The 25,768-nt window shown below is 73.4% G+C and carries 26 protein-coding genes; 10 read left to right on the forward strand and 16 right to left on the reverse strand.

Features of this window, described 5'->3' with window-relative positions:
• Positions 1-101: 101 nt before the first annotated feature.
• The 3 genes from NI26_RS00275 to NI26_RS00285 form a co-directional block, all read right to left on the reverse strand.
• On the reverse strand, positions 102-656 hold the full coding sequence (locus NI26_RS00275; RefSeq protein WP_144411183.1) for a hypothetical protein: 555 nt from the start codon (positions 654-656) through the stop codon (positions 102-104).
• Positions 657-905: 249 nt separating this feature from the next.
• Positions 906-2,021 (reverse strand): Gfo/Idh/MocA family protein, encoded by a 1,116-nt coding sequence (locus NI26_RS00280; RefSeq protein ID WP_066651242.1) that lies wholly within the window; start codon positions 2,019-2,021, stop codon positions 906-908.
• Positions 2,018-2,818 (reverse strand): sugar phosphate isomerase/epimerase family protein, encoded by an 801-nt coding sequence (locus NI26_RS00285; RefSeq protein ID WP_200884124.1) that lies wholly within the window; start codon positions 2,816-2,818, stop codon positions 2,018-2,020. The genes NI26_RS00280 and NI26_RS00285 overlap by 4 nt, the downstream gene beginning before the upstream one ends.
• A gap of 239 nt (positions 2,819-3,057) precedes the next feature.
• Here NI26_RS00285 and NI26_RS00290 point away from each other — a divergent pair, with 239 nt between their 5' ends.
• A complete protein-coding gene (locus NI26_RS00290; protein WP_066651247.1) occupies positions 3,058-4,353 on the forward strand; it encodes an MFS transporter in 1,296 nt (431 codons plus the stop codon).
• Between the two features lie 171 nt (positions 4,354-4,524).
• Positions 4,525-5,847 (forward strand): carboxylesterase family protein, encoded by a 1,323-nt coding sequence (locus tag NI26_RS00295; RefSeq protein WP_066657563.1) that lies wholly within the window; start codon positions 4,525-4,527, stop codon positions 5,845-5,847.
• An 87-nt stretch (positions 5,848-5,934) separates the two neighbouring features.
• On the opposite strand, the gene NI26_RS00300 is transcribed toward NI26_RS00295, so the two are convergent.
• Entirely contained in the window at positions 5,935-7,179 is a 1,245-nt protein-coding gene (locus NI26_RS00300; RefSeq protein ID WP_066651251.1) for an acyl-CoA dehydrogenase family protein, read from the reverse strand.
• Between the two features lie 37 nt (positions 7,180-7,216).
• A complete protein-coding gene (locus NI26_RS00305) occupies positions 7,217-7,855 on the reverse strand; it encodes an AmiS/UreI family transporter (RefSeq protein ID WP_066657566.1) in 639 nt (212 codons plus the stop codon).
• A 161-nt stretch (positions 7,856-8,016) separates the two neighbouring features.
• Here NI26_RS00305 and NI26_RS00310 point away from each other — a divergent pair, with 161 nt between their 5' ends.
• Entirely contained in the window at positions 8,017-8,601 is a 585-nt protein-coding gene (locus tag NI26_RS00310) for a TetR/AcrR family transcriptional regulator (RefSeq protein WP_066651253.1), read from the forward strand.
• 97 nt (positions 8,602-8,698) lie between these two features.
• Here the strand turns inward: NI26_RS00310 and NI26_RS00315 are convergent, their stop codons facing one another.
• Together NI26_RS00315 and NI26_RS00320 are read right to left on the reverse strand one after the other, a co-directional pair.
• Positions 8,699-9,460 carry a DUF4184 family protein gene (locus NI26_RS00315; RefSeq protein WP_158407715.1) on the reverse strand — a complete coding sequence of 254 codons (762 nt, stop codon included), beginning with the start codon at positions 9,458-9,460 and terminating at the stop codon, positions 8,699-8,701.
• Between the two features lie 13 nt (positions 9,461-9,473).
• Positions 9,474-10,775, reverse strand: a complete 1,302-nt coding sequence (locus NI26_RS00320) for an alpha/beta hydrolase (protein ID WP_066651262.1) — start codon at positions 10,773-10,775, stop codon at positions 9,474-9,476.
• 305 nt (positions 10,776-11,080) lie between these two features.
• On the opposite strand from NI26_RS00320, the gene NI26_RS00325 reads away from it, so the two are divergent.
• Positions 11,081-11,515, forward strand: a complete 435-nt coding sequence (locus tag NI26_RS00325; RefSeq protein WP_066651264.1) for an NUDIX hydrolase — start codon at positions 11,081-11,083, stop codon at positions 11,513-11,515.
• Positions 11,512-11,862, forward strand: a complete 351-nt coding sequence (locus NI26_RS00330; RefSeq protein WP_066651271.1) for a hypothetical protein — start codon at positions 11,512-11,514, stop codon at positions 11,860-11,862. Before NI26_RS00325 ends, NI26_RS00330 begins: the two co-directional genes overlap by 4 nt.
• Here the strand turns inward: NI26_RS00330 and NI26_RS00335 are convergent.
• Positions 11,843-12,211, reverse strand: coding sequence for a VOC family protein (locus tag NI26_RS00335; protein WP_066651275.1), 369 nt, complete (start codon positions 12,209-12,211; stop codon positions 11,843-11,845). The two genes, NI26_RS00330 and NI26_RS00335, sit on opposite strands and share 20 nt — an antisense overlap.
• A gap of 37 nt (positions 12,212-12,248) precedes the next feature.
• Here NI26_RS00335 and NI26_RS00340 point away from each other — a divergent pair, with 37 nt between their 5' ends.
• Both NI26_RS00340 and NI26_RS00345 read left to right on the forward strand, forming a co-directional pair.
• A complete protein-coding gene (locus NI26_RS00340; protein WP_081984515.1) occupies positions 12,249-12,890 on the forward strand; it encodes a nucleoside/nucleotide kinase family protein in 642 nt (213 codons plus the stop codon).
• 70 nt (positions 12,891-12,960) lie between these two features.
• Positions 12,961-13,794 (forward strand): NmrA family NAD(P)-binding protein, encoded by an 834-nt coding sequence (locus tag NI26_RS00345; protein WP_066651280.1) that lies wholly within the window; start codon positions 12,961-12,963, stop codon positions 13,792-13,794.
• A 282-nt stretch (positions 13,795-14,076) separates the two neighbouring features.
• On the opposite strand, the gene NI26_RS00350 is transcribed toward NI26_RS00345, so the two are convergent.
• The 4 genes from NI26_RS00350 to NI26_RS00365 all read right to left on the reverse strand — a co-directional run bounded on the left by NI26_RS00350 (position 14,077) and on the right by NI26_RS00365 (position 18,266).
• Positions 14,077-15,324, reverse strand: coding sequence for an MFS transporter (locus tag NI26_RS00350; RefSeq protein ID WP_066651283.1), 1,248 nt, complete (start codon positions 15,322-15,324; stop codon positions 14,077-14,079).
• Between the two features lie 10 nt (positions 15,325-15,334).
• The gene (locus NI26_RS00355; RefSeq protein ID WP_066651287.1) at positions 15,335-16,003 is read right to left on the reverse strand and encodes an HAD hydrolase-like protein; all 669 of its coding nucleotides are present in this window, start codon (positions 16,001-16,003) and stop codon (positions 15,335-15,337) included.
• A 166-nt stretch (positions 16,004-16,169) separates the two neighbouring features.
• Positions 16,170-16,865, reverse strand: coding sequence for an endonuclease NucS (gene nucS / locus NI26_RS00360; protein ID WP_066651293.1), 696 nt, complete (start codon positions 16,863-16,865; stop codon positions 16,170-16,172).
• 9 nt (positions 16,866-16,874) lie between these two features.
• Complete coding sequence (locus NI26_RS00365) at positions 16,875-18,266, reverse strand: MFS transporter (RefSeq protein WP_081984518.1); 1,392 nt, start codon at positions 18,264-18,266, stop codon at positions 16,875-16,877.
• 123 nt (positions 18,267-18,389) lie between these two features.
• On the opposite strand from NI26_RS00365, the gene NI26_RS00370 reads away from it, so the two are divergent.
• Positions 18,390-19,544: a substrate-binding domain-containing protein gene (locus NI26_RS00370; protein WP_081984520.1), complete on the forward strand. Its 1,155-nt coding sequence runs from the start codon at positions 18,390-18,392 to the stop codon at positions 19,542-19,544.
• 46 nt (positions 19,545-19,590) lie between these two features.
• On the opposite strand, the gene NI26_RS00375 is transcribed toward NI26_RS00370, so the two are convergent.
• On the reverse strand, positions 19,591-19,986 hold the full coding sequence (locus tag NI26_RS00375; RefSeq protein ID WP_066651296.1) for a DUF4190 domain-containing protein: 396 nt from the start codon (positions 19,984-19,986) through the stop codon (positions 19,591-19,593).
• A gap of 150 nt (positions 19,987-20,136) precedes the next feature.
• Between NI26_RS00375 and NI26_RS00380 the strand changes: the two genes are divergently transcribed.
• Positions 20,137-21,216, forward strand: coding sequence for an alpha/beta hydrolase (locus NI26_RS00380; protein WP_066651299.1), 1,080 nt, complete (start codon positions 20,137-20,139; stop codon positions 21,214-21,216).
• A gap of 39 nt (positions 21,217-21,255) precedes the next feature.
• Here NI26_RS00380 and NI26_RS00385 read toward each other — a convergent pair whose 3' ends face one another.
• The 3 genes from NI26_RS00385 to NI26_RS00395 are packed head-to-tail and all read right to left on the reverse strand — an operon-like array spanning position 21,256 to position 25,023.
• Complete coding sequence (locus tag NI26_RS00385; protein ID WP_081984522.1) at positions 21,256-22,404, reverse strand: ATP-binding protein; 1,149 nt, start codon at positions 22,402-22,404, stop codon at positions 21,256-21,258.
• Positions 22,405-22,447: 43 nt separating this feature from the next.
• A complete protein-coding gene (locus NI26_RS00390) occupies positions 22,448-23,692 on the reverse strand; it encodes a lipopolysaccharide biosynthesis protein (protein ID WP_066651304.1) in 1,245 nt (414 codons plus the stop codon).
• A complete protein-coding gene (locus NI26_RS00395; RefSeq protein WP_081984524.1) occupies positions 23,689-25,023 on the reverse strand; it encodes an MATE family efflux transporter in 1,335 nt (444 codons plus the stop codon). Before NI26_RS00395 ends, NI26_RS00390 begins: the two co-directional genes overlap by 4 nt.
• A 61-nt stretch (positions 25,024-25,084) precedes the next feature.
• On the opposite strand from NI26_RS00395, the gene NI26_RS00400 reads away from it, so the two are divergent.
• Positions 25,085-25,747, forward strand: a complete 663-nt coding sequence (locus NI26_RS00400; protein ID WP_158407716.1) for a GAP family protein — start codon at positions 25,085-25,087, stop codon at positions 25,745-25,747.
• The last annotated feature ends 21 nt before the right edge of the window (positions 25,748-25,768 follow it).

The following is a 25,768-nucleotide window of genomic DNA, read 5'->3' on the forward strand; positions in this document are numbered from 1 at the left end:
GCGGCGCGGGATTTTTCCCTCTGCGAGGAACAGTAGCCCATCAGCGGCACGTGCAGAAGAGTGGCTGGGGACCTGCCGGGCGGCTCAGTGCAACGAGTCGCTCACCCGTAGCCCTCGTCGTACAGTCGCCACCCGTCCTCGGTGTGGCGGAAGCAGAACTGCCACCCCTCGAGGGTCCCGGGGTCGGCGCCGTTCATGTTCGTCTCGGTGACGTCGACGGGGATGCACTCCTCGGCGACCCCGCCGCGCTCGTCGGCCGGGATCCGCTCGACGGCGCCGACGTTCCGGTGGGCGAGCAGGTCCGGGTGCTCGTCGAACCAGGACGTCGGCTGCCGCTGCCCGCACCACGCCTGGTCGGGTGACGACGGTGCGTGCGCAGCCGTGAGGGCTTCGGTCACCGCGCAGTCGTGGGCCTCGGCTGCGCGGAGGTACACCCGCAGGACCTGCTCCGACGAGGCGCTCGCCGGAGGGAGGCGTCGTGCGGTCTCGGCAGCGTGCTCGAGGTGCACGCCGATGCCGACCCCCGTGGCGATGACGGCCAGCGCGGCAGCGGACACGAGGACCGGCAGGACCCGTCGTCGTGGCGCTCGGTCGTGCGTCGTGTCCGTGGCGCCTCCTTCGACAGCGGTCGGATCCCCCTTGCTCGACCCTGACACGACAGCGCTCCCGTCGGCATCCCCCTGCGGGACGAAGCCGACCGGCCGGTCGGCCGATCGGCTTGTCGTGTCACCCACGAGCGGGCAGGACACGCCGCTCGTCCTCCGCCCGGAGGGCGGAGGACGTCGGTGTGCGGCTCCGGACGTGACGGATCTGGCCCGCTCGGTGGGCCGGACGCACCCACGACGCGGACGGACGGGAGGCGCGGTGCCAGCTGGCACCGCGCCTCCCGTCCGTCACGTGGCTGGCTAGGCGTTCGCGCCCTCCGCCAGCACCGCAGCAGCCGGGTCGAAGTCCTCCGGCAGCGGCTCCGGCTTCGTGATGCGCGAGGTGATCTCGACGGGCTGGCCGGAGTCGGCGGCGTCCCGGATGCCGAGCATGACGTCGAGCGCGTGGGACGCGACGGCACCGGAGGCGCGCTCCGGGCGGCCCTCGGCGATCGCACGTGCCATCTCGACGACGCCCGTGCCGCGACCCCAGGTCGAGCCCTTGTGCTCGAGGGTCGTCGGCTCGTCCTTGCCGAGCGTCCACAGCGTGCTGTCGCCGTCGAAGACGTTCGGGTCCGGCAGCACGATCGTGCCCTCGGAACCGTTGATCTCGACGAAGCCGTTGCGGGGCAGGGCGTGCTGGAACGACAGGGTCGTCTGCGCGGACTGCCCGTCGGCGAACGAGATGAGCGCGGCGTGGTGCGTGGGCACCTCGACCGCGAACTCGGTGCCGGCACGGGGGCCGGAGCCGATCACGCGGGTCTCGCGGGACTTCGACGACACGGCCTGCACGCGCGAGGCCGAGCCGAACGCGTGGAGCAGGGTCGTCACGTAGTACGGGCCGATGTCGAACAGCGGACCGGCGCCCTCGGCGTAGAGGAACTCGGGGTCCGGGTGCCACTGGTCCGGGCCGGGCACGTGGAACATCGTCGTCGCGGTGAGCGGCGTGCCGATGTCACCGCGGGCGATGGCGCGGATCGCGGTCTGGATGCCGGCACCGAGCACGGTGTCGGGGGCGGTCGCGTACCGCACGCCGGCGGCCGACGCGGCGGCCAGGAGCGCCTGGGCGTCCTCGGCGGTGGTGGCGACCGGCTTCTCGCTCCAGGTGTGCTTGCCGGCGGCGATGATCTGCTGGCCGACCTTCGCGTGCTCGGCCGGGATCGTGATGTTGACGACGATCGAGATGTCGTCGCGGGCGAGGAGCTCCTCGACCGTGCCCGACGACGGCACGCCGTACTTCTCGGCCTGCGATGCCGCGCGCTCGAGGATGAGGTCGGCGACCATCAGGACCTCGACGTCGGCGAACTGCGTCAGGTTGGTCAGGTACTGGTCCGAGATGTTGCCGGCACCGATGATGCCGACTCCGACGCGGCTCACTTGTCGTTGCCCTTCAGCCACTCGAGCGACTCGGTGATGCCCTGGAAGACGTCGCCCGAGTACGCGTCGAACTCGACGACGCGGATGGCCTGCGGTGCGGCGGCGAGGATGCCCCGCACGTCGACGTCGCCCTGGCCGGCCGGGGTCTGGTTCTCGAAGGCGCGCTGCAGTGCCTCCGGCACGACGAGGGCGCTCTCGGACGAGGGCAGCGCGGTGAGGATGTCACCGTCGACCTTGCCGTCCTTGACGTGGATGGCGACGACGCGGTCGCCGAGCGACTGCAGGACGGCCGGGGCGTCGGCGCCGCCGACGGTCGCCCAGAAGGTGTCGACCTCGAGGACGGTCTCCGGCGAGAGCTGCGACACGAAGAGCTCGTAGACGGTCTTGCCGTCGACCTTGTTCGTGAACTCCCACTGGTGGTTGTGGTACCCGAACTTCAGGCCGCGCGCGGTGGCCTCGGCGGTGAGCTCGTTGACGCGCTCGGCGATCTTCGCGACGTCGTCAGCGGTCTGCCAGCGGTCGGTCGGGATGAACGGGTCGATGACGGTCTGGATGCCGAGGCGCTGGGCGGCGTCCCAGATCGGCGCGGTGTCCTCGGCGTCGATCACGGCGACGTGGCCGGACGGGGCCTTCAGGCCCGTGGCGGCGAAGGCCTTCTCGAGGTCGGCGGCGCGCTCGACGAACGCGTACGGCTCGACGTTCTCGTAGCCGATCTCGCGCACCCGGGCGATGGCCTTGTCGAGGTCTTCGGCGATGGCGTCGCGCAGCGAGTACAGCTGCACAGAGGTGGTGGGCATGGCAGAGGGCTCCTTCGGTCCTGTCAGGTTGTCGGGGCCCGTCGAGGATCGATGCTCCCCGGCGAGATCGAGACCGACGCTACCCCAAAAACCACCCGCTGTGTAGTTTTTGTCGCGCGTCGCCGGTGCCGCACTCGCGCGCCGTCTGGACGACACGTGTCGATCACCCCTCGGGAGATGTATGCTCGCCGACGGAAAACCTTGCAGTACAAGGTTTCCGATCGACTCAAGGAGGCGTCATGAGCACACCCGAACCCGGCAGCCCCGCACTGCTGGACCCGGAAGCGGGCATCACCCAGCCCGTCAGCACCGTCAAGGTGGGGATCGGCTACCAGGTCGCCCTGTTCCTCGGACAGTTCGGCCTGTTCGTGGCGCTCATGGCCCCGGTCTACGTCAGCATGCAGATCAAGGCACAGGCCCTGGTCGGCGACGACGCGGCGAACGTCATCGGCTCCGTGCTGCCGATCGGCGCGTTCGGTGCGCTCATCATGAACCCGCTGGCCGGCGCGCTGTCCGACCGGACCCGCACGCGCTGGGGCCGCCGACGCCCGTGGCTGCTCGGCGGTGTCGTCGTCTTCGCGATCGCGCTCGCCTGGATCGCCTACGCGCCCGACGTCCTCAACCTGACGCTCGGCTGGCTGCTCGCGCAGCTCGCCGCGAACGCCACGCTCGCCACCCTGCTCGCGAGCTTCGCCGACAACGTGCCGCAGCTCCAACGCGGCCGGGCGTCGAGCATCATCGCCCTGGCGCAGAACATCGCCGTGCTCGCCGGCACCTACCTGTCGGTGTTCTTCGTCGCGAACCTGCCGGTGCTGTTCATCGCTCCCGGCATCCTGGCGATCGTCCTGGTCGTCGTGTACGCCCTGGTCGCCCGTGACGACCTGCCCACCTACAAGCTCAAGCCGTTCACCTGGATCAACCTCATCTCGTCGTTCTGGACGAACCCGATCAAGAACCCCGACTTCGCGTTCGCGTGGTGGTCGCGCTTCCTGATCATCCTGGCGACGTTCATGTTCACGACCTACCGCCTGCTCTACATGCAGGAGCACCTCGGGATCGCGGACCTGAAGGAGGCCACCGAGGCCGTCGCGTTCGGCGTGCTCCTCTACACGCTCGCCCTGCTCGTCAGCGCGGCACTCTCCGGCTGGGCGTCGGACCGGATCGGCCGCCGCAAGGTCTTCGTCGGCGGATCGACGGCGCTGTTCGCGGTCGGCCTGGTGATCCTCGCCCACGCCGACACCGTGACGGGCTTCTACGTCGCCGAGGTCGTCATGGGCTTCGCCTACGGCATCTACTCGGCCATCGACACCGCGCTCGTCGTGGACGTGCTGCCGAACGCCGACCGTCCGGGCAAGGACCTCGGTGTGATCAACATCGCGAACGCGCTGCCGCAGTCGCTCGCACCCGCCATCTCGCTCTTCTTCCTGAAGATCGGCAGCAGCCACCCGGACAACTACGAGCTCATGTGCTGGGCCGCCGGCATCGTCGCCCTGCTCGGTGCGCTGGTGGTCATCCCGATCAAGCGGGTCCGCTGACGCCCGTCGCACCGACGGACTGGCGCGCCCCGCTCAGCGGCAACGCGAAGCGTTGTGCGGGGCGCGCCGACCGAGCCTGCGAGGGAGGACGGTGCCAGCTGGCACCGCGCCTCCGGTCCGTTCGTCTGGCGTCCGCCGTCCGTCCGCAGGTCGCGTCGTTACCGTGGGTCGGTGCGCTCCACCGAAACCCGTTCCTTCGACTCCCCGGCCGGCACGATCGAGGCGGTCGTCGACGGCGACGTGACCCGCGCCCTCGGGATCCCCTACGCGCAGGCCGAGCGCTTCGCGCCGCCGTCGCCGCAACCGCCGTTCAGCGGGCCGTTCCGCGCGGACACCCCGGCGCCCGTCCCACCGCAGCCGAGCGCGCAGTTCGTCGACCAGCTCCTGCCGTCGATGGACCACCTGCAGGTCGACGAGCACTGCCAGCGACTCAGCATCACGGTGCCCTCGGACGTCCGACCCGACGAGCGCCTGCCCGTGGTGGTCTGGGTGCACGGCGGGTCCTACGTGCTCGGCGGCGGTGACCTGCCGATCCACGACGCCCACGACCTGGTGACCGAGCAGCGCGTGGTCGTCGTCACGGTGACCTACCGGCTCGGGGTGCTCGGGTTCCTCGGTGACGGCGAGACGGTGCCGGCCAACCTCGGACTGCTCGACCTGGTCGAGGCGTTCCGGTGGGTGCAGCGGAACATCGCGGCGTTCGGCGGGGACCCCGACTCCGTCACCGCGTCCGGGCAGTCCGCCGGAGCCGACGCGATCGCGCACCTCATGATCAGCGAGGGCGCCCGCGGCCTGTTCCGCCGCGCGATCGTGCAGAGCGCGCCGCTCGGGCTCTCGCGCGGGCGGGCGCGGATGAACCGGGCGATGGTCCGGGCCGTCGGGTCGGTCGCGGCGGACACGTCGCTCGACGAGGTCCTCGAGCGGCAGGCCCTCGCGGCGAAGGCCGGTGGCCGGTACGGCCTGGCCGGCGGCATGCCGTTCGGCACGCAGTACGGGTTCGCACCGTTGCCCGCCGAGCGCGACACCGACCGGGCCTGGCGGTCGGTCGCACCGGAGGTCGACGTGCTCATCGGGTCCGGCTCGGACGAGGCGGGCATGTACGTGCCGCTCGTCCCGGGGCTCCGGACGGCCGCGCGGTCCCGCCTGGTCCGACCCCTGCTGCGCTGGCTGCTCGTGCGGCCCCTGTCCGAGGTGATCTACGGCCGCGATGCGCGGCGCTTCGCCGATCGTCACCGGGCCACCGGTGGACGGGCGACGGTCTACCGGTTGCTGCGGCACCCGTCCGTGGCGCCGGTCGGTGCGGTGCACATGAGCGACCTGCCGTTGCTGCTCGGCGGTCGGTCGGCGTGGGTGGGCAGTCGCTTCGTGCCGGAGCGGGACTGGCCGGAGGTCGAACGGCGCGGGCGGGCGTTCCGGGCGGTCTGGGCGGAGTTCGCGCGGACCGGACGGGTGACGGCGGCGGACGACGAGACGCTGGTGTTCGACCGGGGGTGACCTCCACCGGGCCCGTACCGGCTGCACCGCGAGGGGCCGGGCACTCGGCCCCGACCCCTGCGACGGTGTGCTGCGGTGTCGCGGTGCTCAGCCGCGACGCGTCGCCCCGATCGCCCAGACCCGGGGCGGTTCGACCCCGTTGACGGCGTGGTCGCCGACGATCCGGGCCTTGAACACCCACGGGTTGTGGCTCCCCGCGGTGCGGGCGTTCCGCCAGTGCCGGTCGAGGTTCTTCGTCGTGCTCACACCCGAGGCCGCGAGGGCGTCGAACAGGTGTGACGTCGCCGTGGTCGCGAGGGACGTGAGCGAGACCTGCGCCTGTGCGGTCGCGAGCTCGGCGCGGTCGTTGCGGCGCTCGTCCTCTGCCTCGTCGAGGGCAGCACCCTCGTACGCGGCCTGCAGCGCCTCGGCTGCCCGGTCGACGATCGCGGTCGCCGCGAATCCGGCCGCGGACACCTCGCCGACGACCTGCAGGATCTGCGGGTCCGCGGCGAAGGTGTCGGCGTTGCCGTGCGAGAACACCCGGTTGCGGTTCCTGACCTGCAGCGCGATCTCCCGCTCGGCGGCCAGGACGGAGCCGGCGAGCACGGTGAGGAGCACCGCCTGGTAGAACGCGGTCTGGTACTTGAACCGGTCGTCGAACAGCACGACCGCGTCGGCCTGCACGACGGCGTCGGTGAACGTGCTCGTCCCCGAGCCCGTGGTCCGCTGGCCGAAGCCGTCCCAGTCGTCCGAGTGGGCGACCCCCGGCTGGTGTGCGTCGACGATCGCGATGACCCGCTCGCCGGTGTCGGTGCGCTCCGCGTACGTGTCGATCCAGTCCGCGAAGATGCTGCCCGTCGAGTAGTACTTCTGCCCGCTGACGCGGAAGGTGCCGTCGTCCTGCGGCGTGACCTTCGTGACGACGTCGCCGACCTGCACGGCCCCGACCTCGGTCCAGGAGTTGCCGGCGATCTCGCCCCGACCGAAGCGTCCGAGCCAGGCATCGCGTTCGCCGGAGCGCCCGACGAGCCGGTCCTCCACGAGGGCGAAGTGCCCGCGCAGGGCCTGCGGGATGTTGCTGTCCGCGGCGGCGAGCTCGGTGAGCAGGCGGAAGAGCTGCGGGAGGGTCGCGCCCGCGCCACCGAACGCGACGGGGACGCGGACCGCGCCGAACCCGGCGGCTGCGAGTTCGCGGATCTCGTCGAAGGGGAGCCGATGGTCCTGCTCCCGCTCGGAGGCGCCGGCGGCGATGCGGTCGAAGATCGGCCGGAAGCGACCGGCAAGGGTCTCGTAGTCGACCGGTGCGGTGGTCTGGGCGGTGCCGAGCTGGTCGGCCGTGGTGTCGGTCATGGTGTCGTGCCTTCCGGGTTGCGTGTGCGGGTGCTGTTCAGGCGGTGGCCGTCGGTGTGACGACCTGGGGCTGGGCGGGGGTCGACGGTGCTCTGCGACCCCCGCGTCGGGAGAGCACGGCCGCGCCGACGAAGACGACGAGCGCGACCAGGGCGGCGCCGACGGTCCACGCGGCCCCGGCCGGCCACCGACCGGAGAGCCCGAGGAGCGCCGGCGCGGTCGTGGTGGTCTGGCTGGCGAGGACGAGGGCCCAGGCGGTGTACCGGCCGAGGTCACGACCCAGGGCGAGCAGGAGGAAGAAGAGCGTCCAGAGCCCGGCCCAGGTCGCCCACAGCACGGCGAGGACCGGGTCGACGGTGACGTTCGTGACCGCGAAGACGACGGCGATCGCGGCGACGAGGCCGCAGAACCAGCCGAGCCCCGTCGAGCCGAGCCCCGCGAGCGCGTCGATCCCCACGTACAGGTAGGTGAGGCCGAAGAGGAACGTCCCCGCGATCGAGAGCAGGACGGGCAGTGACCCGTCGGCCGTGACGGAGACGGCCGTGCACAGCACGAGCTGCAGCCCGCCGATCAGGACGTTGAACACACCGCTGTCACGGCCGGGGACCCGACCGAGCAGGGTGAGCCCGTTGATGAGCAGTGCCGCTCCGGAGAGCACCAAGCAGATGTACGCCATGGCGACGACCGTGGCAGCGAGGGGACCGCCGCGGAAGGGTTGTGTCGCACTGTGTCCGACGGTGACGATCCGTGAGGTCGAGCGCTCACTGCTGCTCCCGACGTCGCTCGCCCCCGGACGGGAGGTCGCGCGCACACCGCTCCGTGGGCAGGATCGACCACATGCCCGACGCCGACCTCCGCGCCCGCATCGTCTCCGGTGCTGCCGATGCCTTCCGTGACGGCGACTTCCACACGGTCGGCCCGGACGACGTCGCCCGGGCCGCCGACGTCACGGTGGCCGAGGTGCACCGCGTGTTCCCGTCGTGGGACCTGCTCGTCGTGGCCGTCGTCGACCGGTGGACCAAGGACGGCCGCGATGCGCTCCGCGGGGTCGCCGAGCAGGAGGGGGCCGTCGCGTACCTCCGAGCCCGGCTCGACCGCGGGCACCGGCACCCCGCGGTCGTGCGGGTCCGCGTCGCGCTGCTCAGCGCGACCTCGACCCCGGGCCACCCGGCGTCGGGGTGGTTCCGGCAGCAGTACACGATGCTCTTCGAGGACGTGACCCTCGCCCTCGTGCGGGACGTCGTCGCCGGTCGTGAGTCCCGCGGGGCTGCTCCGCGGCACGCCGCCGAGCAGCTCGTCGCGCTCTTCGAGGGGCTGCAGCTGCAGGCGATGCTCCGCGACGACGCCGACCTGCTCGCCGGGTGGGACCGGGCGGTCGCACGCATGCGGGCCGGCTGGGCCGCCGCCGCCGTCGCGGCCTGAGGGGAGCCGGCCGCGCGGGTACCGGACGTTCACGCAGCGCCCTGCCGGGGCCCGCGGGTACCCGGACGTTCGCGCAGCGCCCTGCCGGTGCCGGGTCCTAGGACCCGCGTGTCCCGTGCCCGCGGAGTCCACGGCCGACGAGCAGCACGACGGCACCCACGACCAGGGCGACCGCGACGAGTGCCGGCACCCGGAACGCCAGCGCGGTGACCACGCCACCGATCCCGCCGCCGGCGAGGAACGACCGCACCCCGACGGCCAGCGCCAGGACGACGACCACGGCCAGGGCTGCGACCGGGACGAACCGCTCGACGGGGCGCAGGGGCCCGACCGGCCGGACGTCGGCGCGTCGCCACCACACCGCGGCGACGACGAGCAGGGCGAGCAGCCCGAGCACGCTCGACAGGTCCTGCAGCAGGAAGGGCAGCGGGTACCCGCCGACGGCGCCGTCCCGCAGTGCGGGCCAGGCCCGGACCACGAAGCCGTGCTCGTGGGTGAAGCCGTCCCACACGACGTGCGTGACGCTGCCGAGCAGGCAGCCCACGACCACCGGCAGCACGTCGCCCGCACCGAGTGCCGGCCGGCGACCCCAGCCCCGCGGCAGACGCCGACGCAGCCCCGGGACGACCGGTGACCATGCCGGCCGCACGAGGAACCACCACGTGGCGAGCACCACGAGGGAGACGGCGAGGTCGATGGTCGGGACGCCCCACCACGAGTGCGCGTCCTCGTAGGGCGGCAGGAACGGCGCGAACAGCACCGTGTCCGGCGCCATCGAACCGATCGCGACGGCGGCGACCGGCACGGGCAGGCGACGTGCTGCCAGGGCGACGACCGCGTGGCTGACGGTGAAGGGCACGGTCACGTCCTCGTCATCGGGCCAGGTGCGTGCGGTGCACGAACCACTCGACGCCCTCGGCCAGGGCGACACCGGCGGTGTGCCAGTCGTGGCCACCGTCCTCGATGATGCGCTCCGTCACCGTGACGCCGGCTGCACGTGCGGCCGCCACGACCCGCGGGACGACCGGTCCGTACCGGCTGTCGTCCGCACCGGCCGCGACGAACGCGGCGGAGTCGCGGTACGGCGCCCGTTCGGCGAGCACTCGGAGCGGCTGCGCGGCCTCGTACGCCGCCCGGTCACCGCGGAAACCCCTCGAGACGGTGTCGTCGCGACCCTGCAGGACCGGCCCGATCTGTCCCGAGACGTCGATCCACGAACCGAACCGGTCGGGTCGGCCGGCCCCGAGCTGCAGGGCGCAGGTACCTCCCTGCGAGAAACCCGCGATGGCCCAGTCCGCCCCGCCGGCAGCGGCGTGCAGGTGCTCGCGCACCCAGGTCGGGACGTCGTGCGTCAGGTAGGTGGCGCTGTTCCCGAGCGGACCGTCGACGCACATCGGGTTGTTCGATGCCCGGGCGAGCTGGTCTGGCATCACGACGATCGGCGCGAGTCCGCGGTGCCGGTGGGCGATCGCGTCGAGCCGGGTCGCCATGCGGCCGGCCTCGACGATGTTCGCCGGAGCGGCGCCGGGTCCCTGCCCGGAGAGCATCACGACGACGGGCAGCTCCGGGGCGTGCTCGACGAGGGCGGCCGGGGGGAGCCAGACGATCGCGGGTCGGGCGTGGAAGTGCGACACGGTGCCCGGGATCCGCACCGAACCGTAGCGGCCGTGGGCCGGCATGTCGCGCGGGGGTCGCCAGCTCGCGGCGTCGACCGGGGCCGATCCCGGGGCCGGGTCGTCCGGCAGGCGGAGGGGCGGCACGTGCGACTGCCCCAGGGCGTCGGCGATCGTGGGGAAGAGCCCGGCGTCCCGGTTCACCGCCAGTCCGCCGGACACCAGGGCGAGGGGGACCAGCAGCGCGGCGACCACCCGGGTCAGCACCCGGCCCCGCCGTGCCCGGCCACCGCGGACGAGTCCGACGACCGCGACCCCGAGCAGTGCGCACACCACACCCGTCCAGACCCGGTCGACCCAGGTCGGCGGGACGCCGAGCACGTCGAGGACGTCGCCGAGGAACCAGGAGAGCAGGGTCCCGACCAGCGCTCCCGCGACGATCGCGACGGCTGCCCAGCGCCAGGAGCGGCGGACGGCGGTGAGGACGAGGACGGCGGCGACCAGGGTCAGGGCGTAGAGGGGCAGCAGCACGTGGGCGGACAGGAGCGGCAGGGTGGTCACGGGCGGGTCCGACGGTCGGGACGCTCTCGGACACCCGGCGGGTGACGGGACAGGAGCGGCGTGGTCCAGCGACGGTAGCGAGCCGAGGTGTCCGGACCGGCAGCGGGGAGCCCGTCCCCGGCGGTCTCCCGGCTGATCCTGAGCGATCCTGCACAGGGGGTGGCCGGCCGACGGTCCGGAGCTGTCCGAGCGGCCAGGCCCGGGTGGTCCGTCGACCGTGCGGAGGACCGCACCGTCCCCGCACCGGACGGTGGCGGGCGGCGCGTCTGGGTGTGCCCTCCAGGGGATCCTGGCAAGGTCGGCGGATGGAGTACACGGACTACGACACCCGGCTCGCCGCCTACGGCGTGATCACCGAGGGCGACCGTGTGCTCCTGGCCCGACTGCGGGTCCCCGAGGCCGGCACGTGGACGCTGCCGGGCGGCGGGGTCGAGTTCGACGAGACCGTCGAGCAGGCCGTCGTGCGCGAGGTCCTCGAGGAGACCGGGTACGAGGCGACGTGCGGTCCGCTCCTCGGCGTCCGGCACCACATCGTGCCGAAGGAGCGCCGGATGCACGACAACGGGCGGCCGATGAAGGCGGTGCAGGTCGTGTTCCGCGTGACCGTCACCGGCGGCGAGCTGCGCAGCGAGACGGACGGCTCGACCGACGAGGCCGCGTGGGTCCCGGTCGCCGAGCTGCCCCACCGACGGCACGGGCTGCTCGTGCCGATCGCCCTCGGCTGGGCTCGACGACCGTGAGCGGCGAGGCCACCGACCTGTCCGCCCGGCTCTGGGACGAGCGGGCGCTGCTCGGCGACCTGGTCACCGCTGCGGCCGACCCCGACCGCGTCCGCCGGCTCCTCGACCGGTTGCGCGAGCTGCGCCTGGAGCAGGACGTCCTCGTGCACGCCCTCGCCGAGCAGTGGGGCACCGGTCCCGACACCGCCACGCTCCGGTCGCTCGAGCGTGTCGCACCCCCGCCGTGGGACCTGCTCCTGCCCGAGCACCTGACAGCCCTGGCGAGCCTGACCGCCGAGGTCGCCGCGGTGCTGCCACCCGGCCCCGTGCGCGACGCGTGGGACCGGATCAGCCCTCGAGCACGCTGAGCACGTTGCCCGACGGGTCGGTGAACCACGCGATGAGCGGACCGCCGTGCCGGTTCACCCCGTGCTCGTCGGTCACGCCCTCGTAGCGCAGGAACGTGACGCCCTTCGCCGACAGCTCGTCCACGGCTGCGTCGACGTCCGGCACCGGGAAGTTCAGCACCGTGAACGACGCCGGCTCGTGCGCGGGCCCCTTCGGGTAGACGAGCACCCCGGTGCCGGAGCCGACGTGCAGCACGAGCATGCCGTGGTCCTCGCTCACCGGCAGCCCGAGGACGCCCTCGTAGAACGCCCGCGCCCCGGGGAGGTCACGCACCGAGAACCCGCTGAACGCCGTCGTCGCATCGACCATGCGGCCAGTGAACCACCGCTCCTGTCAGGATGGGACGGTGACCCCGACCGAGCTGTCCGTCGACGCCGCCGTCGAGCGGGCGGTGGCGCTCGCCGCGGGTCCCGGCCGCGCGGTGCTCGGCATCGCAGGGGCGCCCGGGGCGGGCAAGTCGACGCTGGCACGCCGGATCGTCGTCGCCGTCGACGCCGCGCACGGGCCCGGCACCGCGGTGCAGGTCCCGATGGACGGCTTCCACCTGGCGAACGCGGCACTCGACGCCCTCGGCCGGCACGACCGCAAGGGCGCGATCGACACCTTCGACGCGGCCGGCTACGTCGCCCTCGTCCGTCGTCTGGTCGTCGCGGACGACGACGTCGTCTGGGCGCCGGACTTCGACCGCCGCGTCGACGAGCCCGTCGCCGGCAGCATCGCCGTGCCGCGGAGCACCCGGCTCGTCGTCTCCGAGGGCAACTACCTGCTCGACACCGACGCGCCGTGGTCCGCGCTGCCCGACCTCTTCACCGAGACGTGGGCGTGCGTCGTGGACGATCGTGTCCGCGTCGACCGTCTGGTGGGCCGGCACGTGCGGCACGGACGCGACCACGAGGCGGCCCGGACCTGGGCGCTCGAGGTCGACGGCGTGAACGCGGCGAGGGTCGCGACCACGGTGACCCGTGCCTCCCGGACGGTCCGGACCTGACCGGAGCCGGACGACCAGGGCGACCCGACCCGAGCCACCCGACCAGCAGCACCGAAGGACAGGAGCGACCATGACCATCGCCATCACCGGAGCCACCGGCAACATCGGCGGGGCCGTCGCCCGCGCGCTCGCCCGGGCGGGCACGCCGATCCGCATGCTCGTCCGTGACGCGGCCCGGGCACCCGAGCTGCCGGGAGCGGAGGTCGCGGTCGCCTCGTACGCCGACGCGACCGCGTCCCGCGCCGCGCTCGAGGGCGTCGACCTGCTGCTCATGGTCTCCGGCGCCGAGGCGCAGGACCGCCTCGACCAGCACCGCGCCTTCGTGGCAGCGGCCGCGGACGCGGGCGTCGCCCACGTCGTCTACACGTCGTTCGTGGGTGCGGCACCGGACGCCACCTTCACCCTCGGCCGCGACCACTGGGCGACCGAGCGGGCGATCGAGGAGACCTCGATGCGGCACACGTTCCTGCGGGACTCGTTCTACCTGGACTTCGTCGAGGACCTGGTCGGCGAGGACGGCGTGATCCGCGGACCGGCCGGTGTCGGCGCGATGGCCGCGGTCGCGCGGGCGGACGTCGCGCGCGTCGCGACCGAGGTGCTGCTGCACCCGTCGGACCACGCCGACCGGACGTACGAGCTCACCGGACCGGAGGCGATCACCCTCGCCCAGGCGGCCGCCACCGTGTCCGAGGTGCGCGGCCGCGCCGTGACCTACCAGCCGGAGACGGTGGCGGAGGCGTACGCCTCGCGTGCGCGCTGGAACCCGGAACCGTGGCAGGCGGACGCGTGGGTGAGCACCTACACGGCGATCGCCGAGGGTGCGCTGGCGCACGTCTCGACGGACGTCGAGCGGGTGACCGGCCGTCGGCCGTTGTCGCTGCGCGAGGTGCTGCAGTCGGACTGACCCGGCCGGGAGGCGCAGCGCGCGTCCGCCGTGTCGGCCGCGGGTACTGCTGCAGGTGCTGCGGTGGGCGCTGCGGCGGGTGCCGGTGCCGCTGCTGCGGGTAGCGGCGCTGCGGGTGCTGCTGCACGACGGGAGGCACGTCGCACCACGTCCTTCCGTGGTGCGACGTGCCGTCGGTTGTTCGCGAGCGCGTCGAACCACGTCCTCGAGTACGGGCCGATCGCCGCGCTTCGCCGCCGCGGCGCGCCGCGCCGCTGCGCCGCGCTGCGCCGCTGCGCCGCGTCAGCGCACGCGTCGGGCCGCGAGCGTCCCCGCGACGCCGAGCGTCAGCACCGCGACGAGCACGACGAGCAGCGGGGCCGTCCAGCTCCCGGTCGCGCCGTGCAGGGCCCCGGCGACGAGGGGTCCCGCCGAGCCGATCAGGTACCCGCCGCCCTGCACGAACGCGGACATCCGCCGGGCGTCGTCGTCGCTCGTGACGATCCGCACGACGATGATGAAGACGACCGTGATCCCGCCGCCCTGCGCCGCTCCGCCGAGCACCGACCAGAGCAGCCAGAGCTGCGGCGCGAACAGCAGCCCCAGGGGCATCGCGAGCCAGAGGAAGGCGACGAGGGCGATGATCGCGCGGGGCGCCCAGCGGGTCGCGAGCACCGGGACGCCGAGCGCGCCGACCACCGCCAGGATCTGGAACACGGACGAACTCGCGCCCGAGGACTCCGCCGAGAAGCCGATCTCGTCGTGCAGCAGCGTCGGGATCCACGCGGTCAGGGCGTAGTACGAGAACGCCTGCCCGCCGAAGGCCAGCGTCAGCCCCCACGTGATCAGCCGGCGTGCGGGTCGGACGGGCTCCGACGCTGCCGGCACCGTGCGGATCGACCCGGTCTCGGTCAGGAGCTCGACCGGACCCGTCGCCACCACGGGCTCGACCCGGGACGGCCGGAGCCACGCCGCGCGCGCCCCGACCGCGTACGTCCACGCGGCCCCGGCGACGACGGCGAACACCGCCCACACGGCGATGGCGACCGGCCACCCCCACGCGGCAGCGATCGGGGCGGTGCCGAGCGAGGTGATCATCGACCCGACGTTGAGCGCCGACGTGTACACACCGGTCACCAGCCCGACGCGCTCGGGCGAGGTGTCCCGTCGGATGACCACCGGGATCACGACGTTGCCGATCGTGATGCCGATGCCGATGATCGCGGTGCCGACCAGGAGCGCCGCCGCCGACGGGGTCGACCGGACGACCGTGCCCGCGAGCACGATCACGAGCGCCAGCGACACCGCACGCTCCGGGTCGGCCTTCGCGATCACCCAGCTGGCGAACGGTGTCGCCAGCGAGAAGCACAGGACCGGGATCGTCGTCAGGAGCCCGGCGATCGTCGCGGTCAGCCCGAGGTCCACGCGCAGGTCGCCGATGACCGGCGCCGGGGCCACGATCGGCCCGCGCAGGTTGAGGGCGATGAGGACGATCGCCGCCGGCAGCAGCCAGGCCGCACCGCGGAGTCCGCGACGGGCGACGGTGTTCACCGGTCCCTGCTCACGCCGCCGCGTCCGGCAGCAGGATCGGCAGCAGGTCGAGCGGGGTGGCGGCACGGGCGACGGTGCCCTCGGCCTCGGCGGGGGAGCCGTAGCCCCACTCGGCGAAGACGACCGGCACGCCGTGCACGTGGGCGCCCTCGACGTCGTGCAGCCGGTCGCCGACGAGCACCGGGCGGCTGACGTCGTGGCCGGCCGCCTCGAGTCGTCGCAGGGCCTCGGCGACGACGTCGGCCTTCGCGCTCCGGACCTCGTCGTCGCTCGCACCGGTGATGAAGTCGAAGTACCCGGTCAGGCCGTAGTGGTCGAGGATCACCGTGGCCGGTGTCTCGGGCTTGCTCGTCGCGGTGGACAGCGGCAGTCCGGCCTCGTGCAGGGTGCGGAGCACGACGTCCATGCCCGTGAACATCGCCGAGTCGAGAGCCCCGTGCGACAGGTAGTGCTCGCGGTACACGGCGAGCGTCCGCTCCGCACCGGCGTCGTCCATGCCCATCGCCGTCCGGAAGGTGTCCATGATCGGCGGGCCGACGAACGACATCAGCGTCGCGTGGTCCGGCACGGGCACGCCGACCGTGCGGAAGGTGTGCGTCATGCTCTCGAGGATCCCCGGGGCGGAGTCGCTGATGGTCCCGTCGAGGTCGAACAGGATGGCGGAGTAGGGGCGCGTCATGTCCTGACCAGCCTAGTCGCGGCGGTGGGGCCGGCCACGGGGCGGGCCGGTGGGCGCGCAGGGCGGTGGGGCGAGCCTCCCGGCTCGGTGCCGGTCCTGCGACATCGCACGCGTCGATCGACGGGTGCGGTGTCGCAGAACGCGTGCCGAGCGCGCCACGCGACCGTCAGAACAGGCGGGTGTGCCCGCCCTCGATGCCGCGCATCGCGTCGTAGTCGAGCACGAGGACGCGGATGCCGCGGTCCTCGGCGAGCGTGCGTGCCTGCGGTGCGACCGTCTGCGCGGCCAGGACGCCCTGCACCGGCCGCAGGTGCGGGTCGCGGTTCATGAGCTCGAGGTACCGCGTGAGCTGCTCGACGGCGTCGATGTTGGCGTTGCGCTTCATCTCGACCGCGACGCTCGCGCCCGCGTCGTCGCGCGCCAGGATGTCGACCGGACCGATCGCCGTCATGTACTCACGTCGGACGAGCGTGTGCCCGTCGCCGAGGAGCTCGATCTGCTCGGCGAGGAGCTGCTGCAGGTGCGCCTCGACGCCGTCCTTCACCAGACCGGGGTCGACGCCGAGGTCGTGGCTCTCGTCCGCGACGACCTCGTACAGGCTGACGATGAGCTTGTCCTGCGTCTTCTTCTGCGTGACGGTCCAGACCTGGGTGATGCCGGCGCTCGCCTGCTCCTCGTCGGGCTCGGTCATCTCGATCGAGCACGGCGGGCTCATCCAGTTCAGCGGCTTGTAGCTGCCGCCGTCCGAGTGGACGAGCAGCGAGCCGTCCGCCTTGAGCATGAGCAGACGGGTCGCGAGCGGCAGGTGGGCCGACAGGCGTCCGGCGTAGTCGACGGAGCAGCGGGCGATGACGAGACGCACCCGGCGATCCTAACGGTCGGCGCGCGTCCCACCGGACGCGGCGGGGTCCGCCACCGTGTCGTCCGTCCCGTGGTGCGTGCGGTCGGTCTGGAGGCGCGGCTCGCCCCCGCCGGGCTGCGCCGCGTCCGGCTGCTGGTCGCGTGCCGCCCCGTGGCCACCGTCGTCGCGTCCGCGCCGCTTCCGCAGCGTCTCGGCCGCCGCGCCGGTCTCGCGCGCCGCTCCCGATGCCAGGCCGGCGGCGATGATGAACACGAACACCACGAGCAGCGCGCCGAGCAGGCCGATGTGCTCGCCGAGGAAGCCGATCAGCGGCGGACCGGCGAGGAACGCCACGTAGCCGATCGTCGCCACGGCGCTGACCTTGAGCGCTGCCGAGCGGGGGTCGTCGGCGGCGGCGGACATGCCCATCGGGAAGCCGAGGCTCGCACCGAGGCCCCAGAGGACGACACCGACGATCGCGATCGGGATCACGTCCACGAAGATGAGCAGCCCGAGGCCGACCACGGCGACGGCGGCGCTCACGCGGAGCACGGGCACCCGGCCGAACCGGTCGATGAGCGGGCTGCCCGCGATGCGTCCGGCGGTCATCGCGGCGAGGAACACCGTGAGCACGGCGGAGCCGGCGGCGTTGTCGAGCCCGTGCCCGTCGATCATGGCGAGGGGCAGCCAGTCGTTGGCGGAGCCCTCGGCCAGCGCCATGCCGAGCACGATCACACCGATGAGGAGCGTCGACGGCTGTGCCCAGACCTGCCAGCGCGTGAGCTGCACCGGGGTCGGGCTGGTCGCGGTGGACTCGTGCTCCTCGTACCGGTGCTCGTCCCCGAAGCGCGACGCCGCCGCGAGCATGACCAGGCAGACCACGACGCCGAGCACCGCGAAGTGCAGCACGACGGGGACGTCGAGCGCCTCGGTCAGGGCGCCCAGCCCGGCACCGGCGAGCGTGCCGACGCTGAACGCGGCGTGGAAGAGCGGCATGATCGTGCGACCACCGGCCTTCTCGGCGGCGGCGCCGGAGACGTTCATCGACACGTCGACCAGGCCGTTGCCGAAGCCGAACGCGATGAGACCGATCCAGATCGCGGCGAAGCCCCAGCCGGCGGTGACGGCGACGCCCGCGAAGACGAGGCCGACCGCCAGGCAGACCGAGGCCACCTGCACGCCCCGACGGGCGCCGACCTTTGCGACGATGTGGCCGGCGAAGGTCAGGCCGCCGATCGAGCCGACCGCCATGCCGAGCACGAGCAGGCCCATCTCGAAGGTGGTGGCACCGAGGGAGTCGCGCACGCTGGGGATGCGGCCGAGCCAGGTGGCGATGGCCAGACCGGACAGCGTGAAGGCCACGAAGACCGCGATGATCCAGGTGCGGGTCGTCGGGGCGGATCGGGTGGACGTCGTCGTCATGCGGAGCTTCCGGTCTCGTGCTGGTCGTGGCGGTCGCCGTTCGGGGGATTCCTGGTCGGATGTCCGCCTCCGGCTGTCCGGTCGAATCGATTCGACCGGTTCGTGTGACTACGCTAACGGGCGATGGACCACCCGGCAACAGCACCCGGCGCGTCCGGGGCGACGAACCCCCGCGACCACGCCGACGGTCCCGTGCGCCGTGGGCCCAGACCGACGCTCGCCGCGGTCGCCCGTGCAGCGGGGGTCGCACCGTCGACCGCCTCCCTCGCCTTCAGCGGTGCCGGCCCGGTGTCCGAGGACGCGAGGGCCCGGGTGCTCGCCGCCGCTGCCGAGCTCGGCTACGGGGGCCCGGACCCGCGGGCGCGCTCGCTCCGCCGGGGCCGGTCCGGGGTGATCGGCGTCGTGATGGACGAGCGGCTGAGCGATGCGTTCCGCGACCCGGTCAACGTCCTGACGCTCGACGGCATCGCCGAGGTCGCGGGCGAGGCGGGCGCCTCCCTGCTCCTCGTGCGCAGCCCCCTCGACGACGAGCACGGCGCCGGGCCGATCGTCGACGCCCCGATGGACGCCGTCGTCCTGGTCGGGTGCAACGTGCGGATCGACCCCGCGGTCGCCGTGCTCCGCCGACGACAGATCCCCGTCGTCGCGATCGAGGCCGACGACATCGAGGGCGCGGTCCCCGTCCAGCTCGACAACCGCGAGGCCTCCGGTCGTGCCGCCGACTACCTGCGCGAGCTCGGCCACACCGCGGTCACCGTCGTCACCCTCCCGCTCGACGCCGAGCGCCGCCGCGGCCCCGTCGACGCAGCGCGCGAGGCGGAGGGGGTCGCCCACACCACCCTGGAGCGTCTCCGTGGTGTGCGCGGCGTCTACCCCGACGCCGTCGCGGTCGAGGCCGCCGCCAGCTCCGTCGAGGAGGGCCGGATCGCCGGACAGTCACTGTTCACCGGCGACGGACCGGTCCCGAGCGCGGTGATCGCGCAGAGCGACCTGCTCGCCGTCGGGGTCGTCTCGGCAGCGCTCGACGCGGGACTCCGGGTGCCCGAGGACGTCAGCGTCGTCGGCTTCGACGGCATCACGGTCGACGACAGCCTGCTCCACCGCTCGCCGATCCGGCAGCTCACGACGCTGGTGCAGCCGTTCGAGCAGAAGGGTCGGGCCGCCGCACGCGCCGCGCTCGCGATGCTCGAGGGCGACGAGCCGCAGCCGGCGGCCTTCCGGTCGGAGCTGCGCGTGGGCGACACGACGGGGCCGGTGCGCCGGGCGGTCGGCGACTGAGCGCCCGGGTCCGCGACCCGCGCGCCTCCTGCCGGAGCGCTGGGGGCTAGGCGCCCGAGGTGCCGCTGGTGGCGATGCCCGCTGCGCCGATGCCGATCACGAAGATGACGAGCAGCGCCCACCCCACGACGAAGAGCCCGTTCAGGATCAGACCGGTGACCGCCATCCCGCGACCGGCGGGTTCCTTCCGGAGGCCGACGATGCCGAGGACGAACCCGACCAGCGGCACGAGGAAGGTGAACCCCAGGACGATCGACACCAGGCCGAGCACCATGCTCGCGATGCTCAGACCACGCGGCGGAGCGGGCTGGTAGCCGACCGTCACGTGCGTCGGCTGCCCGTACTGCGGCGCCGGCGCGTACTGCGGCTGCTGCGGCTGCTGCGCGTACTGCGGCTGGTGGTGGCCCTGGTTCCCCTGGCCCGGGTACTGGTCGTCACTCATCGGTTCCCCCTCGTCGAGTCCGCTGTCGCGTGCCCCAACGGTAGCTGATGGCAGGGCGCGCCCCAGGCTGGGTGCCGGTTGGGGGTTTCCTCAGCGCCGCGGGCCCCTGCCACCGACTGCTCACGAGGAGCGCTCCCTACGCTCCGTCACGTGCAGCCGATCGATCGTTCCCGGGACCTGGTGTGGCTCGTCGTGGTCCTGGTGGTCGTGTTCGTCTCGGTCGCGCTCACCGTCGTCGTCGTGCGATCGGTGGGGTCGTCCGACCAGGCGACTGCTGCTCCGGCACCGAGCGCGACGCTGATCGCGCCGCAGCGCACCCGCAGTGTGCCGACGAGTTCCCGCGGCATCCCCGCCACGGAGCGCCCGACGTCGCACGAACCGTCGAGCGTCGACCTCGCGACGACGTGGACCCCGCCCGCCGACCTCCCGCAGCAGGGGCGCCTGCTGCACGTCGCCATCCCGGGCACCCGGTCGCACTTCGTCGCGCGGGACGCCCTGCTCTGGCTCCCACCGGCGGCACTGGTCGCCGATCCGCCGCCACTCCCCGTCACCGTCCTCATGTCGGGGCAGTCACGGGGCGCCGGCCCCGACGACGTCGAGACCGGCGGGCACATCGCACACACCATGGATGCGATCGCCGGCCTGCACCGCGGCCTCGCGCCGATCGTCGTCGTGCCCGATCAGCTCGGTCCGCGATCGGGCAACCCGATGTGCGTCGACGGGCCGCTCGGCAACAGCCGGACGTACCTCGAGCAGGACGTCCCCGCGTGGATCACGAGTCACCTGCGCGTCCAGACCGGGGCCACGGCGTGGACCGTCGGCGGATTCTCGCAGGGCGGTACCTGCGCGATCCAGCTCGGGGCGGGCGATCCACAGCGCTTCGGCAACGTGATCGACGTCTCCGGTGAGCTCGGCCCGACCGAGCTGACCCGCGCCGAGACCCTGCACGGGTTCGGCGGCAGCGTCGCGGCCTGGCGTGCGGCGCAACCGATCGCGGTGATGGCCCAGCACGGCCCCTACACGGGTACGTCCGCGTTCTTCACCGCTGCGCAGCTGGACCGGCACTACGGTCCGGCGATGCCCGTGGTCGCCGCGCACGCTGCTGCGGCGGGCATGCACGTGACGCGGTGGGTCGTGCCGGGAGGCGGGCACGACTGGGCGATGGCACGCGCGGCCATCGCTGCCGGGATGGCGTGGCTGGAGCCGCACGTGGGACTCGCGGCGTCCTGACGGCTCGCTCGCCACTCGAGGGCTCCGGCCGCCGGTCCCTCAGGAGTACTCGGAACGGATGAAGGCGGCGAACCCGGGGATCGTGAACTGGAGCATCCCCCGGTCGGCTGGTTGCACGAGTCCCTTGTCGATGAGCCGCGCCCGCGGCGTGGAGAGCTGGTTCGTCCCGGTCCCCAGCGCCTCCGCGATCGACGCCCGCGAAGTCGGACCGTCGCCGAGCCGTGCCATCGCCGTCAGCAGACGCCGTTCCGAGGTCGAGCACGCCGACCACCTCGCCCGGAAGAGCGCCTCCAGGTCGGCCTGCATGGAACGGTGTCCGGTCTCGACCGAACCGACGTCGATCACCGCTCCCGGATCGGGCCGCCCTGCAGCCGCCCACGCGGAGTCGGCGATGAGCTGGACGGAGTACGGGTAGCCCTGCGCGATCGACAACGCGCGGTCGACGGCTTCCGGCGTCCACTGCACTCCGAGGAGGCGAGCCGGTCCGACCAGTGCGATCTCCTCGGCATCACGATGCAGGGGGCCGAGCGGTCGGTACGCGAGGCGTTCGCTGAAGGTGACGATCTCGGCGATGGTCTCCGGCGCGTTCGGCAGTCCAGCGGCGAAGACCGCGGCGGGGACGTCCGTACCCTCCGCCTGGAGGTGTTGCCAGGCGTAGACCAGCGTGCGGAGGCCTGCCGCGTCCGCTGACTGGATCTCGTCGACGAAGATGACGAGCGGCCGCTCCGTCGTGGCGGCGCGGATGACGTCCTCGAGGCCGCGGGCGCCCGCACGAGCGCGCTCGTCGTCCGGAGCCGTCGAGCGGAAGGTCCCCGTCGCGGTGGCGATGCCCGGCACCCCGAGCGAGAGCCGGAGTGACTCGACCTTCTCGCGGAGAGCCCTGCCGTGCGGGGCGCCGGCAGCCCCGACGGTCCGCCGCAACTCGTCGAGGATCTGCTCGACGAGCCCTTGCGGTTCACCTGCCGTCACCCACACGGTGGCCGCGCCGCGCGCAGAAGCCCGGCGTTGGTACTCGCGGAGCAGTGATGTCTTCCCGAAGCCTCGCGCGGCGTGGTCCACCCGGATCCGACCCACCAGACGGTGGAGGTCGACCAGGACTGACAGGCGCTCGTCCAGATCGGCGAGTTGGAGGGCGCGCCCGGGAACGGCGCGGGCGATCTCACCCGGTGTGTAGGGGCTCGGCTGCATGGGCCTCCGATGATCTGTTATGAAAGACGTCTTTCATAACAATCTATCGCACTCCTCCCGCCCGCGGCCCGCGCAGCCCGAGCACCACCACGGCGACGAGGTTCACCGCGCTCCCGACCAGGAACCCCGTGCTGCCCCCGGCCACGCCCCACGTCGGAGCGAGCACCGCCATGAGCACCACCCCGACGACGAACCCGGCGACCGACGCCAGCGCCACCTGCCGCGACCGCCCGGACGCGAGCAGCAGCGCCGCGGGCACGAGCCCGACCGTGAACACCCACACGCCGACCATCAGGTACCGCAGGTCCGACACGGCCTCGGCCCCCTCGGCGGGGTAGACGAGCGGCAGGAACCACCCGGCGAGCCACGCCACGAGCCCGAACACCACGGCGGTCCCGCCGGTGAAGCCGCCGACGAGCAGGAGCACCCCGCGTGCGCGCAGCGACCCGCCGTCCGAGCGGTGGGCGAACGCCGGCACGAGGACCTGGCCCAGCGCCTGGCCGACCATCGACGCCGGGGTCGCCAGGGTGAACGCCGCCGCGTAGACACCGGCCTCGTGCGCCGAGACGGAGACCTGCGCCGAGATCATCGTCAGCTGCAGCAGCCCGTTCGAGGTCACGACCGCGAGCACGTTCCAGGCCGCGAAGGCGAGCACCCCTGCGGTCGGTTCCGGTGCGCCGGGAGCACGGTTCCCTCGCGGCCAGCAGGCGACGGCGAACACGGTGTACCCGACCGCCAGCGGCAGCAGTACGAGGGGCTCGAGCCGGGCGACGCACGCTGCGACGAGCAATCCGAGGGCGAGCAGGCTCGTGACCGTGTCCCACAGTGCGACGCGTGGCGCCCGGTCGTACCCGAGTTGCGCTCCGCGGGCGTAGCAGTACAGGCCGTACCCGACCACGACCCCGACCCCGCCGACGACCATGCCCGGGCTCGCTCCCCAGGCGAGCGCGACCGGCACGGTCACGGCGGCGAGCACGGCGCTCGACACCGCCATCGAGGCCCCGAGCAGCCGGTTCACCGCGGCGTCCGAGCGACGACCGCGCAGTGCGATCGCCAGCACCCTCGACGCGGTGTTCCCCGCGGCGTTCGGCCAGAGCAGCGCGGTGAAGACCGACAGGGAGAGCAGGGCGGTGGTCTGCCCGAGGGTCTCGGTGCCGAACACCCGGCCGACGACGACGGTGACGAGCAGCTTCGCGAGCCCCTGCACGCCGATGCCGACGGTGGCGAGCAGCGCCGACGACGCGACGCGCCCGTGCCCGTCCGCGTGCCCGCCCGTGTGCCCGCTCACCGCGCCAGCGCCTGTTCGACCCAGCCCCGACGGTGCGCCCGCACCCCGAGGGTCACCGCCCGGACGCCGATGTAGCCGAGCGCGAAGGCCGCCCAGAGCCCGGCGAGCGTCCCGCCGACCCACCAGAGCAGCGGCAGGTACACGACCAGGTTCACGAGCCCGGCGACGGCGAGGTAGCGCGCGTCCCCAGCACCGATGAGCACGCCGTCGAGCACGAACACGTAGCCGGCGACGGGCATCCCGACGGCGATGAGGACGAGCACGAGCGGCAGGGCCGAGCGCACCGCGGCGGAGTCGGAGAAGACCGGTCCGAGCAGTCCGCTCACCGCGAGGGTCAGCACCCCGAGCAGTGCCCCGCCGACGATGCCGAGCAGCACGAGCCGGCTCGTGACCAGCCGCACCCGGTCGGGGTCGCGCGCGCCGAGCCCGTGGCCGACGAGCGCCTGCCCGGCGATCGCCAGGGCGTCGAGTGCGAAGGCCAGGGTCGAGAACACCGTGAGACCGACCTGGGTCGTCGCCAGGCCGGTCGTGCCCAGGCCCGAGGCGGTCGCCACGGTCGCGAGCATCGCCACGCGCAACGACGCCGTGCGCAGGAACAGCCACGCCCCGGACCGGAGCGCCCGGACGACGCCGGACGCGCCCGGTCGCAGCGGTGCACCCGATGCCCGGGCCGCACGCACGGCGATCACGACGTACACGGCGGCCATCGCCCACTGCACGATCACGGTGCCGGCGGCGGACCCCTCGACGCCCCAGCCGGCGCCGTAGATGAGCACGGCGTTGAGCAGCCCGTTCGCCACGAAGCCGATCGTCGCCACGACGAGGGGTGTCCGCGTGTCCTGCAGGCCCCGCAGCAGTCCGGTCGAGGCCGTCACGACCAGGATCCCGGGGAGCCCGATCAGCGACACCGTCAGGTACGCGGTCGCCGCGGTCGAGACCTCCGCCGAGGCGCCGAACAGCTCGACGAGCGGTCCGGCGAGCGGCCAGCCGACGAGTGCGAGCACGACACCGAGTCCGAGCGCGAGCCACATGCCGTCGATGCCGGCGTGCACCGCTCCGCGACGGTCGCCGCCGCCCAGCGCCCGGGCCACCGCGGGGGTCGTCGAGTACGCCAGGAAGACGAGCAGTCCGGTCACCGTCTGCAGCACGACGCTCGCGAGGCCCACGGCAGCCAGCGCCGTCGCCCCGAGGTGTCCGACGAGCGCCGTGTCGGTCAGCAGGAAGAGCGGCTCGACGACGAGCGCGCCGAGGGCCGGCAGCGCGAGCCGGACGATGTCCCGGTCGACCGACCGACGCTCGGTCGTCGCGGCGGGCGAGGTCGGTCGTGGCACCGGACCATCCTGCCGGAGTCGGAGCAGCACCGGTCCGTCCCGCCGGCGGTACGCTGCGCGCGTGGACCTCCTCGCGCTCGCGCCCGGCGCCGTCGGCATCGCCCTGAGCCCGCTGCCCGTCGCGTCCGTGGTCGTCCTGCTCGGGCACCGTCGCGGCTCCGCCCCCGCCGTCGCCTGCACCGCCGGCTGGACCGTGGCCGTCGCCGCGGCGCTCGTCCTGGCGGTCGCGGTGGGGGAGCGGCTCCCCGTGCAGACGGCCGGTGGCTCGTCCGTCCAGGCGATCGTCGCCGTGGTCGCCGGGGTGGTGCTCGCCGCGCTCGCGGTCTGGCAGTGGACGGTCCGCCGGCTGCCGGACGGCTCCCCGTCGAGCACCCGCTGGGCGGACGTGGTCGAGCGGGTCGGTCCGGTGCACGGCTTCGGGCTCGGGATGCTGCTGTTCTGCAACCCGAAGGCGGTCGTGCTCGCCCTGACCGCGGGGCTCGCGTTCGGGGACGCCGAGCCCGAGCTCGGCGAGGCACTGCTCGCCGGCGCGGCCTTCGTCGTGGTCGCCGCGTCGACGACGGTGCTGCCCGTGGTCCTCGTGCTCGCGGCCGGTCGTCGCGCTCGCCGTCCCCTCGCCGCGGTGCGCGCGGGCATCGCCCGGTGGGGCTCCGTCGGACTGGTCGCGGTGCTCGCCGTCCTGGCGGTGGTCCAGCTCACCGTCGGCGTGGTCGGTCTCCGCTGACGCTGGCCGACAGGGCGGGTG

The sequence above is a fragment of the Curtobacterium sp. MR_MD2014 genome (genome assembly GCF_000772085.1).
In the GTDB taxonomy this organism is placed as follows: Bacteria; Actinomycetota; Actinomycetes; order Actinomycetales; family Microbacteriaceae; genus Curtobacterium.